The following is an 18,640-nucleotide window of genomic DNA, read 5'->3' as shown; positions in this document are numbered from 1 at the left end:
GTATTGCGCCGAATGGCTCAGTCTTTATCAATCCGGCTGGCAACAGCGCCCTGCTGATCGCGATATTTGGCATCCTGACGGCGGTTATAAGGCCGCGCCGCCGGGCCGGACAGCGGCTCAAAGCTCAGCGCGCCGATGAGCATACCCGGACGCAACGCCAGCGGCAGCTTCCCGGAGTTGTAAAACTCAAGCACAATGCAGCCCGACCAGCCGGGATCGATACGGTGCGCCGTCACATGCACCATCAGTCCCAGACGCGCCAGCGAGGAACGGCCATCCAGCCAGCCCACTAAATCCGGCGGCAGGGTAACGGATTCAAAGGTGACGGCCAGCGCCAACTCGCCCGGATGCAGATAAAATGCCTCGCCGTCCGGCAAAACGATTTCATCGCTCATCACGCGATCCAGCGCCGCGCTGACCTCATCTTTCGGCCCGCTCAGATCGATAAACGCCGCCGTATGGCCACGGAAGGTTCGAAATTTATTGCCAAGACGTACATCGACCGTCGCGCCGTTAATGCGCTCTACGGGAGGTCGCGGGGTGATAGACAAACGGCCTTCATCCAGCCAGGCTTCAATATCTCGGTCGCATAAACGCATGGCACTTTCTCCTTTCGCGCATCAAGCCCTTAAATCAAGCACATCAAGGGCTAACCAGGTTATCACTGAACGGTACACAATTCGCCAGATTTATTCAAAGAACTGGCTGATTTTCGCTTTCAGAATATCAATAGCGATGCGGTTTTTACCGCCGCGCGGCACGATAATATCCGCATATTGTTTGGAAGGCTCAATAAATTGCAGGAACATCGGACGCACCGTTTTCTGATATTGCGCCATCACCGAATCCATTGAGCGACCACGCTCGTTCACATCGCGTTTGATACGGCGCATCAAACAGATATCCAGCGGCGTATCGACAAAAATAGAGAAGTTCATCTCTTCACGCAAACGCGCGTCGGTCAGTAACAGAATACCTTCAAGAATAATCACTTTCTTCGGTTCTACGCGAACCGTTTCCTGCATACGGGTATGCTCAACATAACTGTATACCGGTAATTCAATCGCCGAACCGCGCTTGAGCGCCTGAAGATGCTGAAATAGCAGGCTGTGATCCATCGCATTCGGATGGTCATAGTTGGTTTTTACGCGCTCTTCCATCGACAGATGGCTTTGATCTTTGTAATAACTGTCTTCGGGAATAACGCCAATATGTTCGTCACCCACTTGTTCACGCAATTCGCGGTAAAGGGTACTGGCAATAAGACTCTTGCCGGAAGCCGATGCGCCAGCGATACCGATAATGACGCACTGATGAGACTGATCAGTCATAAATTTAGCGACCTGATTAACCTGGATGTAAGGAAGGGGGGCGCCGAAACGCCAAACGCGGCAATTATAGGGATTTCAGCAGCGCGATACCAGTCCGGCGCTATGCCACGGTGAATTTGTTGGCGGCGCATTCGACGTCGCGACGTAAAAGCGTTCAGTTTTAACGCGGACAGCGGATTTATCGACCCGTCTGGAGGAGGAATACGCCGGGAGCCACAATTTATATTCAGCCAGCGTATAAATCATTACGCGTTTATACTAGCATAATCACAGAGTAAACTGACGCGTCCGGTATTCCGCGACGTTACCGGCGATTCGGATAGAGTGGTAATGAGTAAACCATCCCAACATGTTTTCGTTACCGTCCCCCACCCGCTATTGCGTCTGGTCAGTTTAGGCCTGGTCGCGTTTGTCTTTACGCTCTTTTCGCTCGTATTATCGCGTGTCGGCACCCAACTCGCGCCGCTGTGGTTCCCCACCTCCATTATGATGGTCGCGTTTTACCGCCATGCGGGCCGTCTGTGGCCTGGGATCGCGGTCGCCTGCTCGCTCGGCAGCATCGGCGCCTCACTGACTTTATTTCCTGCCGCCTCGCTTAACTTTAGCTGGACGGCAATAAATATTATCGAGGCGGCCACTGGCGCGATACTGCTGCGAAAACTGCTCCCCAGCTACAACCCCTTACAAAATTTGAATGACTGGTTTCGTCTGGCTATCGGCAGCGCCGTGATTCCGCCGCTACTCGGCGGCCTGTTATTTTGGCTGATAGCGCCGGAAGCGGTCGCCTCGAAAGCGTTTCTGATTTGGGTATTATCGGAAGCCATCGGCGCGCTGACGCTGGTGCCGTTAGGTTTACTGTTTAAACCACACTATCTGTTGCGTCATCGCGACCCGCATCTGTTGCTGGAAACGCTATTGACGCTGGTCATTACGCTGGCGCTAAGCTGGCTCGCTATGCGCTATATTCCGTGGCCGTTTACGTGCGTTATCGTCCTGTTGATGTGGAGTGCGGTGCGCCTGCCGCGAATGGAGGCGTTTTTAATTTTTTTAGCTACCGTTATCGTGGTCTCGCTCATGCTGGCCAATGACCCCACGCTGCTCGCCACGCCGAAAACCGACGTGATGGTTAATATGCCGTGGCTACCTTTTTTAATGATCCTGCTGCCTGCCAATATGATGACGATGGTGATGTACGCGTTTCGCACGGAACGCAAACATATCACCGAGAGCGAATCCCGCTTTCGCAACGCGATGGAGTATTCCGCCATTGGTATGGCGCTGGTCGGTACGGAGGGTCAGTGGCTACAGGTCAATAAATCTCTGAGCCATTTTCTTGGCTATAGCCAGGATGAATTACGCACGATGACATTTCAGCAATTGACCTGGCCGGAAGACCTGAATAACGACCTTGAACAGCTAAACATGCTGGTGCGCGGCGACATCAACAGCTATTCCATGGAAAAACGCTACTACACCCGCAACGGCGATGTCGTCTGGGCGCTACTGGCCGTCTCGCTGGTTCGTCATAAAGACAATAAACCTCTCTATTTTATTGCTCAGATTGAAGATATTAACGATCTCAAGCAAAGCGAGCAGGAAAACCAGCGGTTGATGGAACGTATTACACAAGCGAACGACGCGCTGTTTCAGGAAAAAGAACGGTTGCACATCACGCTTGACTCTATCGGAGAAGCGGTGGTGTGTATTGATGTCGCGATGAATATCACCTTTATGAACCCGATCGCCGAGAAGATGAGCGGCTGGCGGCAAGAGGATGCTTTAGGCGCGCCATTATTAACGGTTCTGCGCATTACGTCAGGTAATAAGGGGCCGCTGCTGGAGGATATTTATCGCGCCGACAGGTCGCGATCGGACATGGAACAGGAGATAGTGCTCCATTGTCATAACGGCGGTAGCTACGATATTCATTACAGTATCACGCCGCTCAGTACGCTTGACGGCGATAAGATTGGTTCGGTTCTGGTTATCCAGGACGTTACCGAATCACGAAAAATGTTACGCCAGCTCAGCTACAGCGCAACGCATGACGCCCTCACCCATCTTGCCAACCGCGCCAGTTTTGAAAAACAGCTTCAACAGCGCCTGCAAACAATACAGGAATCACCTCAACATCATGCGCTGGTGTTTATCGATCTGGACCGTTTTAAAGCGGTTAACGACAGCGCGGGACATGCCGCTGGCGATGCCTTATTGCGCGAGCTCGCGTCACTGATGCTCAGTATGCTTCGCTCCGGCGATCTCCTGGCCCGTCTGGGGGGCGATGAGTTTGGCCTGTTGCTACCGGATTGTAATAGTGACAGCGCGCGCTTTATCGTGACGCGGCTTATCAACGCCGTTAATGAATATCACTTTATGTGGGAAGGCCGCCTGCATCGGATCGGTGCCAGCGCCGGGATCACAATGATAAATGGACATAACTGCCAGCTCACAGAGGTCATGTCTCAGGCCGATATTGCCTGCTACGCCGCGAAAAATAGCGGTCGCGGCCGTCTGACCGTGTACGAACCGCAGCACGCATTAACCTCCTCAAAGGGAATGATGCCGCTGGAAGAACAGTGGCATATGATTAAAAATAACCACCTGCTGATGCTTGCCAGAAACGTCGCGCCGCCGCGTACGCCGGAGGCCACCAGCTTTTGGCTGGTCTCACTCAGGCTGTGGACCAGCGAAGGGGAAGTGATGGAAGAGCGCGCGTTCCGGGCAGGATTAGCCGACTCCGCGCTGCATCACGCGCTTGACCGACGGGTATTCCATGAGTTTTTCCACCATGCGGCGACCGCCGTCGCCAGCAAGGGATTAAGCGTTGCGCTGCCGCTGTCCGCCGCAGGATTATACAGCGCGACCCTCATTGATGAGCTGCTGGAACAACTGGAGCATAGCCCACTGCCGCCACGGTTATTACACCTGATTATCCCGGCTGACGTTATCGTTAAGCAGGCGCAGACCGCCGCTGCGACTCTGCGAAAACTGCGGCAACGCGGCTGCCAGGTGATTCTCAGCCATGTCGGGCGCGATTTACAGCTGTTTAATTTACTGACCCCGCATATCGCTGATTATTTACTGCTGGATAGCGACCTTATCGCCAACGTTCATGAGAATTTAATGGATGAAATGCTGACCTCGATCATCCAGGGACACGCCCAGCATCTGGACATCAAAACGCTCGCCGGGCCGGTACAAAACCCACAGGTGCTGGATACGCTCTCCCGTATTGGCGTGGATCTGATTTATGGCGACACTATCGCCGAAGCGCAACCGTTGGATTTGTTACTGAATACCAGCTATTTCGCTATCCATTGACGGTTGCCAGCCGTGGGTATACCAGATATGCAGTAGCGCGTAGGAACGCCACGGTTTCCAGCGCTCCGCGTAGCGACGGATCTGCGCGGCCGTCATCCCGGCGAAGCGCTGCTTAATTAAGTAATCATTGGGTAAAAAGATATCTTTTGCCTGCCAACCGCGCAGGGCGAAATAGTTCGCCGTCCAGCGGCCAATTCCCGGAAACGTTTGTAAATTTTTAACGCTCTGCTCAATATCCGACGGCGCGGCGAGCGCCAGTTTTCCCGCCAGCGTCGCCTGCGCCAGATGAATCAGCGCTTCGGCGCGCCGCAGCGGCATCCCCAGAGCTTTAAGCGCCAGCGGATCGGCCAACGCCAGCGTTTCCGGACCGGGAAAACAGACATAATCGGGCGCATCCGGCAACGCCTCGCCATAGCGGCGCGCCACTTTCGCCGTCAACCTTGCCGCCATCGCGACACTCACCAGTTGCCCCAGTATCGCCCGCACGCCTTGTTCAAACGTATCAACCGATCCCGGTAAACGCAGCCCCGGTCTGTCCTCGCCCAGTGGCCCCAGCACGGCGGCAACCTGCGCGGGCTGGCAGTCAAGATCAAACAGACGCGAAACCTTCGCCAGACACGCCGGCGCGACGGGAAGTAATCCGGCGCTCACGCTAACCTGCACAGTGTGGGTGGGCAGATGGGGCCTCACGCTGACCAGTCCGCAATGCTCGCCCACCACCAGGCTGCGCGCATAAAAGCCCTCGCCTACTGTTTCCACGCCGTCCACCGCACGCGCGGCAAGAAAGCCCAACATCCACGACCAGTCGTAAGGCGGCTGCCAGCTCAGGGTAAACATACTTTTCTCCTTTATTTGACCTTTCAGCATAAACGCTAATCGCACGTAACGCCTTGCTTTCATATTCCAGTTGTCGCCGCGACGACATTTCGCTAAAGTCACGCCCCTTCTTCACTGGCATGGGGATTTTAAGGTGTTTATAGGATTTGATTACGGTACGGCAAACTGCTCGGTCGCCATTATGCGCGACGGGCATCCACAGTTGCTGACAATGGAGAATAACAGCGCATTACTGCCGTCTATGCTGTGCGCGCCGACGCGCGAGGCGGTGAGCGAGTGGCTGTATCGCCATCATGATGTGCCGGCAACGGATGAAGAAACCCAGGCGCTGCTGCGCCGCGCGATACGCTACAACCGCGAGGAAGATATTGAGGTTGGCGCGCAAAGCGTACAGTTTGGTCTGGCGTCGCTGGCGCACTATATTGACGATCCCCAGGAGGTCTGGTTTGTCAAATCGCCGAAATCCTTTTTAGGCGCCAGCGGCCTGAAACCGCAGCAGGTCGCGCTGTTTGAAGATTTGGTCTGCGCCATGATGGTACATATTCGTCATACGGCGCACAGCCAATTGCCGGAGGCCATTACCCAGGCGGTAATCGGTCGCCCGATCAACTTTCAGGGACTCGGCGGCGATGACGCGAACCGCCAGGCGCAGGGTATTCTGGAGCGGGCGGCAAAACGCGCCGGTTTTCAGGAGGTGGTATTCCAGTATGAACCGGTTGCGGCGGGCCTGGACTACGAAGCTACGCTGCGGGAAGAGAAGCGTGTGCTGGTCGTGGATATTGGCGGCGGCACCACCGACTGCTCCATGCTGCTGATGGGGCCGCAGTGGCGTCAGCGCGCCGATCGTGAAAACAGCCTGTTGGGGCACAGCGGTTGCCGCGTGGGCGGAAACGATCTGGATATCGCGCTGGCCTTTAAAAATCTGATGCCTTTGCTGGGCATGGGCGGCGAAACCGAAAAAGGCATCGCCCTGCCGGTGCTGCCGTGGTGGAACGCCGTGGCGATTAACGACGTCCCGGCGCAAAGCGATTTTTACAGTAGCGCGAATGGTCGTCTGTTGAACGATTTGGTTCGCAACGCGCGTGAAGCAGACAAGGTCGCGTTGCTGCTCAAGGTCTGGCGCCAGCGGCTTAGTTACCGCCTGGTACGCTGCGCGGAAGAGAGCAAAATCGCCCTTTCCGGCCAGGCGGATATTACGGCGAGGCTGCCATTTATCAGCGACGACCTGGCGGTCGCTATCAGCCAGCAAGGACTGGAAGCGGCGCTGGATCAACCGCTGGCGCGTATTCTGGAACAGGTGCAACTGGCGCTGGACAGCGCGCAGGAAAAACCGGATGTCATCTATCTGACCGGCGGCAGCGCCCGTTCGCCATTGATTAAAAAAGCGCTTTCCGAACAGCTACCGGGCATACCCGTCGCTGGCGGCGATGATTTCGGCTCCGTCACCGCAGGACTGGCGCGCTGGGCGGAGGTTGTTTTCCGCTAAGCGCCTCGCAAGCTCAGTGCTGATGGATTGACATTATTCTTGATGTGGCTTAACGTCAGGAGTGAGGGTAAGGGAGGATTCCTCCTCCCCCTGGTGTCTTAGTAAGCTGGTAGGCTAATCACTAAGAGTATCACCAGTATGATGACTACCTTCATCATAACCCTTTCCTTATTTTGGCCCCTTCCTCAGGAGGGGCTTTTCCGTTTCAGCGTCCTGCTGAAATCGGTGGCTTACCTTCATTGCCGTGCCGCCACTTTACCGCACTCCGGCACGCTAACGATTTTCACCGATGAGAGTTGCGTAGCGCCTCGCAAAGCGGGCCGCCATTCAGAATAATCCCGACCGTGTTCCATAATTCCTCCATTTTTCTCCCTTCCCTGCTGACTACAATAGAGGGAGCAACATTCCGCAAAACGTTTCAGGATGAGAAACTTATACCGATGAAAGGCAGTAATACTTTCCGCTGGGCAATAGCGATTGGGGTTGTAGTAGCCGCCGCCGCATTCTGGTTCTGGCATAACCGTAGCGAAAGCCCGACCGCCGCGCCGGGCGTCGCCGCGCAAGCGCCGCATACCGCCGCCGCAGGTCGCCGCGGTATGCGCGACGGCCCTCTGGCGCCGGTACAGGCCGCGACCGCGACCACGCAAGCCGTACCGCGCTATCTGAGCGGGCTGGGTACCGTGACCGCAGCGAATACCGTTACGGTGCGTAGCCGCGTGGATGGTCAACTCATCGCCCTGCACTTTCAGGAAGGTCAGCAGGTCAACGCAGGCGATCTGCTGGCGCAAATCGATCCCAGCCAGTTTAAGGTCGCCCTGGCGCAGGCTCAGGGACAGTTGGCGAAAGATAACGCTACGCTGGCGAATGCGCGTCGTGATCTGGCGCGCTATCAGCAACTGGCAAAAACCAATCTGGTTTCCCGTCAGGAACTGGATGCGCAACAGGCGCTGGTCAACGAAACCCAGGGAACCATTAAAGCGGATGAAGCCAATGTCGCCAGCGCGCAGTTACAGCTCGACTGGAGTCGTATCACGGCCCCGGTCTCGGGACGCGTGGGTCTGAAACAGGTGGATGTCGGCAACCAGATTTCCAGCAGCGATACCGCCGGTATTGTCGTCATTACGCAAACGCACCCGATTGATCTCATTTTTACTCTGCCGGAAAGCGATATCGCGACCGTAGTTCAGGCACAGAAAGCGGGGAAAGCGCTGGTCGTAGAAGCCTGGGATCGGACTAACTCGCACAAATTGAGCGAAGGTGTGTTGCTCAGTCTGGACAACCAGATTGATCCCACGACGGGAACGATCAAAATTAAAGCGCGCTTTACCAATCAGGACGATACGCTGTTCCCCAATCAATTTGTGAACGCCCGGATGCTGGTCGATACCGAACAAAATGCCGTTGTGGTGCCTGCCGCGGCGGTGCAAATGGGCAATGAGGGCCACTTTGTGTGGGTGCTGAACGACGAAAATAACGTCAGCAAGAAGCGGGTAAAAATCGGTATTCAGGATAACCGAAACGTGGTGATCAGCGCAGGCTTGTCGGCAGGCGATCGCGTCGTTACCGATGGTATTGATCGGCTGACGGAAGGCGCAAAAGTCGAGGTCGTTGAGCCGCAAACCACCGTGGCGGATGAAAAATCCCCTTCCCGCCATGAAGGTCAAAAAGGAGCACGCGCCTGATGCAGGTATTACCTCCGGGCAGCACGGGCGGCCCTTCGCGTCTGTTTATTCTGCGCCCCGTGGCCACCACTCTGCTGATGGCGGCGATTTTACTCGCCGGGATTATCGGCTATCGCTTCCTGCCCGTCGCCGCTTTGCCGGAGGTCGACTACCCCACTATTCAGGTTGTTACGCTCTACCCTGGCGCCAGCCCGGATGTCATGACCTCCGCCGTCACCGCGCCGCTTGAGCGCCAGTTCGGCCAGATGTCGGGACTTAAGCAGATGTCGTCGCAAAGCTCCGGCGGCGCATCGGTGGTAACGCTACAGTTTCAGTTGACGCTGCCGCTGGACGTTGCCGAGCAGGAAGTACAGGCGGCGATTAACGCAGCCACCAATTTATTGCCTTCCGACCTGCCGAATCCGCCGATTTACAGCAAAGTCAACCCGGCGGACCCGCCGATTATGACGCTTGCCGTCACCTCAAACGCGATGCCGATGACCCAAGTAGAAGACATGGTAGAAACCCGCGTGGCGCAGAAGATCTCGCAGGTCTCCGGCGTCGGACTGGTGACGCTTGCCGGCGGGCAGCGCCCTGCGGTACGCGTAAAACTGAATGCTCAGGCTGTCGCCGCACTCGGTCTGACCAGCGAAACGGTCCGTACCGCAATTACCGGCGCCAACGTCAACTCGGCGAAAGGCAGTCTGGATGGCCCCGAACGGGCGGTGACGCTTTCTGCTAACGATCAGATGCAGTCTGCCGACGAATACCGCAGGCTTATCATCGCGTATCAAAACGGCGCGCCGGTACGGTTGGGCGATGTCGCCACCGTCGAACAGGGGGCGGAAAATAGCTGGCTCGGCGCATGGGCGAATCAAGCGCCGGCTATCGTGATGAACGTTCAACGCCAGCCCGGCGCCAATATCATTGCGACAGCGGACAGCATTCGCCAGATGCTGCCCCAACTTACCGAAAGCCTGCCGAAATCGGTGAAGGTCACGGTCCTGTCCGATCGCACCACCAATATTCGTGCTTCCGTGCGCGATACCCAGTTTGAACTGATGCTGGCGATCGCGCTGGTCGTCATGATTATCTATCTGTTTTTACGTAATATTCCCGCCACAATTATTCCCGGCGTCGCCGTACCGCTGTCGCTTATCGGCACCTTTGCGGTGATGGTATTTTTGGATTTTTCCATTAATAACCTGACGCTGATGGCGCTCACTATCGCCACGGGTTTCGTGGTGGACGATGCGATTGTGGTGATTGAGAACATCTCGCGCTACATCGAAAAAGGAGAAAAACCGCTGGCGGCGGCGCTCAAAGGCGCGGGCGAAATCGGCTTTACCATTATTTCCCTCACCTTTTCACTGATTGCGGTGCTGATCCCGTTGCTCTTTATGGGCGATATTGTTGGTCGACTGTTCCGCGAATTTGCGGTGACGTTGGCGGTAGCGATTTTAATCTCCGCCGTCGTCTCTTTGACGCTCACGCCCATGATGTGCGCGCGTATGCTCAGCCAGCAGTCTCTGCGTAAACAAAACCGCTTTTCCCGCGCCTGCGAGCGGATGTTTGACCGCGTGATCGCCAGCTACGGACGCGGATTAGCGAAAGTACTCAACCATCCGTGGCTTACATTGAGCGTGGCATTCGCCACGCTCCTGCTCAGCGTTATGCTGTGGATAGTCATCCCGAAAGGATTCTTTCCGGTACAGGATAACGGCATTATCCAGGGGACGCTGCAGGCACCACAATCGTCATCGTATGCCAGTATGGCGCAACGTCAGCGTCAGGTGGCGGAGCGGATATTACAGGACCCGGCGGTACAAAGCCTGACGACTTTTGTTGGCGTAGACGGCGCTAACCCCACGCTGAATAGCGCGCGCCTGCAAATTAACCTCAAGCCGCTGGATGCGCGTGATGACCGCGTGCAGCAAGTGATCTCCCGGCTGCAAACCGCCGTGGCGACGATTCCCGGCGTAGCGCTGTATCTCCAGCCGACGCAGGATTTAACCATCGACACGCAGGTCAGCCGCACGCAGTATCAGTTTACCCTGCAGGCCACGACGCTCGATGCGCTCAGCCACTGGGTGCCAAAACTGCAGAACGCGCTACAGTCGTTACCACAGCTCTCTGAGGTAAGCAGCGACTGGCAAGATCGAGGATTAGCGGCCTGGGTGAATGTCGACCGCGACAGCGCCAGCCGTCTGGGTATCAGCATGGCGGATGTGGATAACGCGCTCTACAACGCGTTCGGGCAACGCCTGATTTCAACGATTTATACCCAGGCGAACCAGTACCGCGTCGTGCTGGAACATAATACCGCCAGCACGCCGGGACTGGCGGCGCTGGAGACGATTCGCCTGACGAGCCGCGACGGCGGCACCGTACCGCTTAGCGAGATTGCCCGCATTGAGCAGCGCTTCGCTCCGCTCTCCATCAATCATTTAGATCAGTTCCCGGTCACGACATTTTCGTTTAACGTGCCGGAGGGCTATTCGCTCGGCGATGCGGTGCAGGCGATTCTCGATACGGAAAAAACGCTCGCCCTGCCAGCGGATATTACAACGCAGTTTCAGGGCAGTACGCTCGCCTTCCAGGCGGCGCTGGGCAGCACCGTCTGGCTTATTGTCGCCGCCGTGGTGGCGATGTATATCGTGCTCGGCGTGCTGTATGAGAGTTTTATCCATCCGATCACGATTCTCTCAACGCTGCCTACGGCGGGCGTCGGCGCGCTGCTGGCGCTGATCATCGCTGGTAGCGAGCTCGATATTATCGCCATTATCGGCATTATTTTGCTGATCGGCATCGTGAAGAAAAACGCCATCATGATGATTGACTTCGCCCTCGCCGCCGAACGCGAACAGGGGATGAGTCCGCGCGACGCTATCTTCCAGGCCTGTCTGCTGCGTTTTCGACCGATTCTGATGACCACGCTGGCGGCGTTGCTCGGGGCATTGCCATTAATGTTGAGTACCGGCGTTGGCGCGGAATTACGTCGCCCGTTGGGGATCGCGATGGTGGGCGGCCTACTGGTCAGCCAGGTATTAACTCTGTTTACCACACCGGTGATTTATCTCCTGTTTGACCGCCTGTCGCTGTACGTGAAAAGTCGCTTTCCGCGCCATAAAGAGGAGGCGTAGATGCGCTTTTTCGCCCTTTTCATCTACCGCCCGGTCGCCACCATTTTGATTGCCGCCGCCATTACGTTGTGCGGCATTCTGGGCTTTCGTCTGTTGCCGGTCGCCCCGCTGCCGCAGGTCGATTTCCCGGTGATTATGGTTAGCGCCTCGCTGCCGGGCGCCTCGCCGGAAACCATGGCTTCGTCGGTGGCGACGCCGTTGGAACGTTCTTTGGGACGCATTGCAGGCGTCAATGAAATGACTTCCAGCAGCTCGCTCGGCAGTACGCGCATTATTCTCGAATTTAATTTCGATCGTGATATTAACGGCGCGGCGCGCGACGTGCAGGCCGCCATCAACGCCGCGCAAAGCTTGTTGCCAAGCGGAATGCCCAGCCGCCCGACTTATCGCAAGGCCAATCCATCCGACGCGCCGATTATGATTTTAACGCTCACCTCGGAGAGCTGGTCACAGGGCAAACTGTATGATTTCGCCTCTACCCAACTGGCGCAAACCATCGCGCAAATTGACGGCGTCGGCGATGTTGACGTCGGCGGCAGCTCCCTGCCCGCAGTACGTGTAGGCTTAAACCCGCAGGCGCTCTTTAACCAGGGCGTCTCGCTGGATGAGGTCCGCGAAGCGATCGACAGCGCCAACGTACGCCGACCGCAAGGCGCAATTGAAGATAGCGTCCACCGCTGGCAAATCCAGACCAACGACGAACTGAAAACCGCCGCCGAATACCAGCCGCTGATTATTCACTATAACAACGGCGCGGCGGTACGCCTGGGCGACATCGCCAGCGTCATCGACTCGGTGCAGGATGTCCGTAACGCCGGGATGACGAACGCTAAACCCGCTATTTTGTTGATGATCCGCAAGCTGCCGGAGGCCAACATTATTCAGACGGTCGACGGCATCCGGGCAAAACTGCCGGAACTGCGGGCAATGATCCCCGCCGCTATCGATTTACAAATCGCCCAGGATCGTTCGCCGACGATTCGCGCGTCGCTGCAAGAGGTAGAAGAGACGCTGGCTATCTCTGTCGCGCTGGTGATCCTGGTGGTGTTTTTATTCCTGCGTTCCGGGCGCGCCACGCTAATCCCCGCCGTCGCCGTTCCCGTTTCGCTCATCGGCACCTTCGCCGCCATGTATCTGTGCGGCTTCAGCCTCAACAATCTGTCGCTGATGGCGCTGACTATCGCAACCGGATTTGTCGTTGATGATGCCATTGTGGTGCTGGAAAATATCGCCCGCCATCTGGAGGCGGGAATGAAACCTTTGCAGGCGGCATTACAGGGTACGCGGGAAGTCGGGTTTACGGTCATCTCCATGAGTCTGTCGCTGGTGGCGGTATTTCTGCCGCTGCTGTTAATGGGCGGCCTGCCAGGGCGATTATTACGGGAATTCGCCGTTACCCTCTCGGTGGCGATTGGCATTTCGCTGGTGGTCTCGCTCACACTGACGCCGATGATGTGCGGCTGGATGCTTAAATCAAGCAAACCGCGCACCCAACCGCGTAAACGGGGCGTTGGCCGTTTGCTGGTCGCCTTGCAACAGGGTTACGGCACGTCATTAAAATGGGTGCTTAACCATACGCGTCTTGTCGGTGTGGTTTTTCTTGGCACCGTTGCGCTGAACATCTGGCTTTATATCGCCATTCCTAAAACATTCTTTCCGGAGCAGGACACCGGCGTGTTGATGGGCGGTATTCAGGCTGACCAGAGCATCTCTTTCCAGGCCATGCGCGGCAAGCTGCAGGATTTTATGAAAATTATTCGCGACGATCCGGCGGTGAATAATGTCACTGGTTTTACCGGCGGCTCGCGGGTGAATAGCGGCATGATGTTTATTACGCTGAAGCCGCGCGGCGAACGCAAAGAGACGGCGCAGCAAATCATTGATCGACTGCGGGTCAAACTGGCAAAAGAACCCGGCGCCAGGCTGTTTCTGATGGCGGTACAGGATATTCGCGTCGGCGGGCGGCAGGCTAACGCCAGTTACCAATATACGTTGCTGTCTGACTCTCTGGCGGCGCTGCGCGAGTGGGAGCCGAAAATACGCAAAGCGCTCTCGGCCCTGCCGCAACTGGCGGACGTAAACTCCGACCAGCAGGATAACGGCGCGGAGATGAACCTTATCTACGACCGCGACACCATGTCACGACTGGGCATTGATGTTCAGGCCGCAAACAGTCTGTTAAATAATGCTTTCGGCCAGCGGCAAATTTCCACCATTTATCAGCCGATGAACCAGTATAAAGTGGTGATGGAAGTCGATCCGCGCTATAGCCAGGATATCAGCGCGCTGGAGAAAATGTTTGTTATCAACCGCGACGGAAAAGCGATCCCCCTCTCTTATTTCGCCCAATGGCGGCCCGCCAATGCGCCGTTGTCGGTGAACCATCAGGGACTTTCCGCGGCGTCCACGATTGCCTTTAACCTGCCGACCGGCACATCGTTATCGCAGGCGACGGAGGCCATTAATCGCACAATGACGCAGCTTGGCGTCCCCCCGACGGTACGCGGCAGTTTTTCCGGAACGGCGCAAGTCTTCCAGCAGACCATGAATTCACAGCTTATTTTGATAGTGGCGGCGATCGCTACCGTCTACATTGTGCTGGGGATACTGTACGAAAGCTACGTCCATCCGCTGACCATTCTCTCTACTCTGCCATCGGCGGGCGTTGGGGCGCTTCTGGCGCTGGAACTCTTCAATGCCCCTTTCAGCCTAATCGCCCTGATAGGGATCATGCTATTAATTGGCATTGTGAAGAAAAACGCCATTATGATGGTCGATTTTGCGCTTGAAGCGCAACGAAGCGGCGGCCTGACGCCGGAACAAGCCATTTTCCAGGCCTGCTTGTTACGCTTCCGTCCAATAATGATGACCACGCTGGCGGCGCTGTTCGGCGCACTGCCATTGGTGTTATCTGGCGGAGACGGTTCGGAATTACGGCAGCCGCTGGGGATAACCATTGTCGGCGGTTTGGTCATGAGCCAGCTCCTGACGCTCTATACCACGCCGGTGGTGTACCTCTTTTTCGATCGTCTGCGGCTGCGTTTTTCGCGTAAAAATAGCAAACCGGTAGTAGAAATATGACAGAACTTCCTGACAACACCCGCTGGCAACTCTGGATTGTGGCATTCGGCTTTTTTATGCAGTCGCTGGATACCACCATCGTCAACACTGCGCTGCCCTCCATGGCGAAAAGCCTGGGGGAAAGCCCGCTGCATATGCACATGGTAGTGGTGTCATATGTTCTTACCGTCGCCGTAATGCTCCCCGCCAGCGGCTGGCTGGCAGATAAAATCGGCGTGCGTAATATCTTCTTTGCCGCCATTGTGCTGTTCACGCTGGGTTCGCTGTTTTGCGCCCTCTCCGGCACGCTTAATCAACTGGTATTAGCGCGGGTTTTACAAGGCGTAGGCGGCGCGATGATGGTACCGGTCGGACGCCTGACGGTCATGAAAATCGTGCCGCGCGCGCAATATATGGCGGCGATGACCTTCGTCACCCTACCGGGACAGATCGGGCCGTTACTCGGCCCCGCGCTGGGCGGGGTGCTGGTGGAATATGCTTCATGGCACTGGATCTTTCTGATCAATATCCCGGTGGGAATTGTCGGCGCTATTGCAACCTTTATGCTGATGCCAAACTACACCATAGAGACCCGGCGCTTTGATCTGCCGGGGTTCCTGCTGTTAGCTATCGGCATGGCGGTACTCACGCTGGCGCTGGATGGTAGTAAAAGCATGGGGATTTCGCCCTGGACATTAGCCGGACTTGCTGCGGGCGGCGCGGCAGCCATTCTGCTCTATCTCCTCCATGCCAAAAAAAACTCAGGCGCGTTATTCAGCCTGCGATTGTTCCGCACGCCCACGTTTTCACTGGGGTTGCTGGGCAGTTTTGCCGGGCGTATCGGCAGCGGTATGCTGCCGTTTATGACGCCGGTCTTTTTGCAAATTGGTCTTGGTTTTTCACCGTTTCATGCCGGTTTGATGATGATCCCCATGGTGCTGGGCAGCATGGGAATGAAGCGGATTGTGGTGCAGATAGTTAACCGTTTTGGCTATCGTCGGGTTCTGGTGGCGACCACGCTCGGACTGGCATTGGTTAGCCTGTTGTTTATGTCGGTCGCGCTGCTCGGCTGGTATTATCTCCTGCCGCTGGTACTGCTTTTGCAGGGAATGGTGAACTCGGCGCGCTTTTCTTCCATGAACACCTTAACGCTAAAAGACCTTCCCGATACGCTGGCCAGCAGCGGCAATAGCTTATTATCGATGATTATGCAGCTCTCGATGAGTATTGGCGTCACTATTGCCGGAATGCTGCTGGGTATGTTTGGCCAACAGCATATCGGGATAGACAGTAGCGCCACACATCACGTCTTTATGTACACCTGGTTATGTATGGCGGTTATTATCGCGCTACCGGCGATAATTTTTGCCCGCGTGCCGAACGATACACAGCAAAACATGGTCATTTCACGGCGTAAAAGGAGCCTGTAATGAAAGTCTGGCGGCCCGGAATCACCGGCAAGCTGTTTCTGGCGATTTTCGCCACCTGCATCGTGCTGCTGATCAGTATGCATTGGGCCGTGCGCGTCAGTTTTGAACGCGGATTTATTGACTATATCAAACACGGCAACGAGCAGCGGCTACAAATGCTGGGCGATGCGCTGGGCGACCAGTACCAGCAACACGGCAACTGGCGTTTTTTACGCAACAACGATCGCTTCGTTTTCCAGATTCTGCGTTCATTTGAGCATGACAACGACCGGGATAAACCCGGCCCCGGTATGCCGCCGCACGGTTGGCGCACCCAGTTCTGGGTCGTCGATCAAAATGGCCGGGTGCTGGTCGGCCCACGCGGTCCGGTGCCGCATGACGGTACTCGCCGCCCCATTCTGGTCAATGGCGTCGAAGTCGGCGCGATTATCGCCTCTCCTGTCGAGCGGCTGACGCGCAATACGGATATTAATTTTGATATGCAGCAGCGGCGCGCCAGTTGGATGATCGTGGCATTATCAACGTTGCTGGCCGCGCTGGCGACATTTTTGCTGGCGCGTGGCCTGCTCGCCCCGGTCAAACGGTTGGTCGAGGGTACGCACAGACTGGCGGCGGGGGATTTTACCACGCGCGTGACCCCAACCAGCGCCGATGAGCTGGGAAAACTGGCGCAGGACTTTAACCAGCTTGCCAGCACGCTGGAAAAAAATCAGCAGATGCGCCGCGACTTTATGGCGGATATTTCCCACGAACTGCGCACGCCGCTGGCGGTATTGCGCGGCGAACTGGAAGCCATTCAGGATGGCGTTCGCCAGTTCACGCCAGAATCGGTTACCTCCCTACAGGCGGAAGTCGGTACGCTTACCAAACTGGTTGACGACCTGCATCAGCTTTCGTTGTCTGACGAGGGCGCGCTGGCTTACCAAAAAACGACCGTCGATCTTGTTCCCCTGTTGGAAGTCGCTGGCGGCGCGTTCAGAGAACGCTTTACCAGCCGGGGGCTAACGCTACATTACGCGTTGCCGGATAGCATGACCGTCTTCGGCGACCCGGATCGCCTGATGCAACTGTTTAATAATCTGCTGGAAAACAGTCTGCGCTACACCGACAGCGGCGGCGGCCTGCATATTTCCGCCGAACAACGCGATAAATCATTATTCCTGACCTTTGCCGATTCTGCACCGGGCGTCAGCGATGAACAGTTACAAAAGCTTTTTGACCGTTTTTACCGCACGGAAGTGTCCCGTAACCGCGCCAGCGGCGGTTCTGGACTGGGGCTGGCGATATGCGTCAATATTGTACACGCGCATAACGGTCATCTTCACGCCGCTCATTCGCCTTTTGGCGGGGTTAGCATTACAGTAGAGTTACCGCTGGATCGCGATTTACAGAGAGAAGTATGACTGAATTACCCATTGATGAAAACACGCCGCGCATTTTGATTGTTGAAGATGAACCCAAGCTGGGACAGCTGCTTATTGACTACTTACGCGCGGCAAGTTACGCCCCCACGCTCATCAATCATGGCGACAAGGTACTGCCGTATGTGCGTCAAACGCCGCCGGATCTGATCCTGCTGGATCTGATGCTGCCGGGTACCGATGGTCTGACGCTATGCCGGGAGATTCGCCGTTTTTCCGACATCCCCATTGTGATGGTCACGGCCAAAATCGAAGAGATCGACCGGCTGCTTGGGCTGGAAATCGGCGCCGATGATTATATCTGTAAGCCTTACAGCCCGCGCGAAGTCGTGGCCCGCGTGAAAACCATTTTGCGCCGCTGTAAACCGCAGCGCGAACTCCAGCAGCAGGATGCCGAAAGCCCGTTAATGATTGATGAAAGCCGCTTTCAGGCCTCCTGGTGTGGTAAAGCGCTGGATTTAACCCCCGCTGAATTCCGCCTGCTAAAAACCTTATCGCTTGAACCGGGTAAAGTTTTTTCCCGCGAGCAGTTGTTAAACCACCTCTACGACGACTACCGTGTGGTGACCGATCGTACTATCGACAGCCACATTAAAAACCTGCGCCGTAAACTGGAATCGCTGGATGCCGAACAGTCATTTATACGCGCAGTCTACGGGGTGGGATATCGCTGGGAAGCGGATGCGTGTCGCCTGGTATAATGATTATTGGCATAACAATAACAAGGTCGTAAGACGATATTTTCCGCCAACGCTATTCTGGCGGAATTAACACACTGCCCTCTTTCCTTTGGCCGAGCGGTATCCCGAAAACCACAACGAACGCGATCGGAGACAATAAATTATTTGGCCGCTCTTTTTAGTTTACCGATATACTGTGAGTAGTTTTTTAAACTTATTGCGCATTAATTCATTAAGTGAATCTAAAAATACATAAACATAATACCAGCT

At 55.9% G+C, this 18,640-nt stretch carries 12 protein-coding genes; 8 read left to right on the top strand and 4 right to left on the bottom strand.

The window, feature by feature from the left end; translation table 11 throughout:
* Positions 1-17: 17 nt before the first annotated feature.
* Both dcd and udk read right to left on the bottom strand, forming a co-directional pair.
* Complete coding sequence (dcd, locus tag OLG56_RS08175; RefSeq protein WP_001234783.1) at positions 18-599, bottom strand: dCTP deaminase; 582 nt, start codon at positions 597-599, stop codon at positions 18-20.
* Between the two features lie 90 nt (positions 600-689).
* The gene (gene udk / locus OLG56_RS08170) at positions 690-1,331 is read right to left on the bottom strand and encodes a uridine kinase (protein ID WP_000132082.1); all 642 of its coding nucleotides are present in this window, start codon (positions 1,329-1,331) and stop codon (positions 690-692) included.
* Positions 1,332-1,661: 330 nt separating this feature from the next.
* Between udk and OLG56_RS08165 the strand changes: the two genes are divergently transcribed.
* The gene (locus OLG56_RS08165; RefSeq protein ID WP_061377530.1) at positions 1,662-4,652 is read left to right on the top strand and encodes an MASE1 domain-containing protein; all 2,991 of its coding nucleotides are present in this window, start codon (positions 1,662-1,664) and stop codon (positions 4,650-4,652) included.
* Here the strand turns inward: OLG56_RS08165 and alkA are convergent.
* Entirely contained in the window at positions 4,620-5,489 is an 870-nt protein-coding gene (alkA, locus tag OLG56_RS08160; protein WP_061377529.1) for a DNA-3-methyladenine glycosylase 2, read from the bottom strand. The two genes, OLG56_RS08165 and alkA, sit on opposite strands and share 33 nt — an antisense overlap.
* 133 nt (positions 5,490-5,622) lie before the next feature.
* Here alkA and yegD point away from each other — a divergent pair, with 133 nt between their 5' ends.
* The gene (yegD, locus tag OLG56_RS08155) at positions 5,623-6,975 is read left to right on the top strand and encodes a molecular chaperone (protein ID WP_000469623.1); all 1,353 of its coding nucleotides are present in this window, start codon (positions 5,623-5,625) and stop codon (positions 6,973-6,975) included.
* A gap of 98 nt (positions 6,976-7,073) precedes the next feature.
* On the opposite strand, the gene OLG56_RS08150 is transcribed toward yegD, so the two are convergent.
* The gene (locus OLG56_RS08150; RefSeq protein WP_105887528.1) at positions 7,074-7,133 is read right to left on the bottom strand and encodes a type I toxin-antitoxin system Ibs family toxin; all 60 of its coding nucleotides are present in this window, start codon (positions 7,131-7,133) and stop codon (positions 7,074-7,076) included.
* A gap of 282 nt (positions 7,134-7,415) precedes the next feature.
* Between OLG56_RS08150 and mdtA the strand changes: the two genes are divergently transcribed.
* The 6 genes from mdtA to baeR are packed head-to-tail and all read left to right on the top strand — an operon-like array spanning position 7,416 to position 18,391.
* Complete coding sequence (gene mdtA, locus OLG56_RS08145; RefSeq protein WP_000678803.1) at positions 7,416-8,657, top strand: multidrug efflux RND transporter subunit MdtA; 1,242 nt, start codon at positions 7,416-7,418, stop codon at positions 8,655-8,657.
* Entirely contained in the window at positions 8,657-11,779 is a 3,123-nt protein-coding gene (gene mdtB, locus OLG56_RS08140; RefSeq protein WP_001197800.1) for a multidrug efflux RND transporter permease subunit MdtB, read from the top strand. The genes mdtA and mdtB overlap by 1 nt, the downstream gene beginning before the upstream one ends.
* Positions 11,780-14,860: a multidrug efflux RND transporter permease subunit MdtC gene (gene mdtC, locus OLG56_RS08135; RefSeq protein WP_001210106.1), complete on the top strand. Its 3,081-nt coding sequence runs from the start codon at positions 11,780-11,782 to the stop codon at positions 14,858-14,860.
* Complete coding sequence (locus OLG56_RS08130; RefSeq protein WP_000137815.1) at positions 14,857-16,269, top strand: MFS transporter; 1,413 nt, start codon at positions 14,857-14,859, stop codon at positions 16,267-16,269. The genes mdtC and OLG56_RS08130 overlap by 4 nt, the downstream gene beginning before the upstream one ends.
* A complete protein-coding gene (gene baeS / locus OLG56_RS08125) occupies positions 16,269-17,672 on the top strand; it encodes an envelope stress sensor histidine kinase BaeS (protein WP_000870081.1) in 1,404 nt (467 codons plus the stop codon). Before OLG56_RS08130 ends, baeS begins: the two co-directional genes overlap by 1 nt.
* A complete protein-coding gene (gene baeR, locus OLG56_RS08120) occupies positions 17,669-18,391 on the top strand; it encodes an envelope stress response regulator BaeR (protein WP_000137854.1) in 723 nt (240 codons plus the stop codon). Before baeS ends, baeR begins: the two co-directional genes overlap by 4 nt.
* Positions 18,392-18,640 lie beyond the last annotated feature (249 nt).

Source organism: Salmonella sp. 2018103, assembly GCF_026247685.1.
Lineage (GTDB): Bacteria > Pseudomonadota > Gammaproteobacteria > Enterobacterales > Enterobacteriaceae > Salmonella > Salmonella enterica.
The sequence above is the reverse complement of the archived record's forward strand: the minus strand, read 5'-3'. Positions and strand labels throughout refer to the sequence as shown.

Coding starts and splice junctions, on each gene's coding strand:
- OLG56_RS08165 (WP_061377530.1), top strand. CDS start 1,662: ATGAGTAAACCATCCCAACATGTTTTCGTTACCGTCCCCCACCCGCTA.
- baeR (WP_000137854.1), top strand. CDS start 17,669: ATGACTGAATTACCCATTGATGAAAACACGCCGCGCATTTTGATTGTT.
- mdtB (WP_001197800.1), top strand. CDS start 8,657: ATGCAGGTATTACCTCCGGGCAGCACGGGCGGCCCTTCGCGTCTGTTT.
- dcd (WP_001234783.1), bottom strand. CDS start 599: ATGCGTTTATGCGACCGAGATATTGAAGCCTGGCTGGATGAAGGCCGT.
- mdtA (WP_000678803.1), top strand. CDS start 7,416: ATGAAAGGCAGTAATACTTTCCGCTGGGCAATAGCGATTGGGGTTGTA.
- baeS (WP_000870081.1), top strand. CDS start 16,269: ATGAAAGTCTGGCGGCCCGGAATCACCGGCAAGCTGTTTCTGGCGATT.
- OLG56_RS08130 (WP_000137815.1), top strand. CDS start 14,857: ATGACAGAACTTCCTGACAACACCCGCTGGCAACTCTGGATTGTGGCA.
- udk (WP_000132082.1), bottom strand. CDS start 1,331: ATGACTGATCAGTCTCATCAGTGCGTCATTATCGGTATCGCTGGCGCA.
- mdtC (WP_001210106.1), top strand. CDS start 11,780: ATGCGCTTTTTCGCCCTTTTCATCTACCGCCCGGTCGCCACCATTTTG.
- alkA (WP_061377529.1), bottom strand. CDS start 5,489: ATGTTTACCCTGAGCTGGCAGCCGCCTTACGACTGGTCGTGGATGTTG.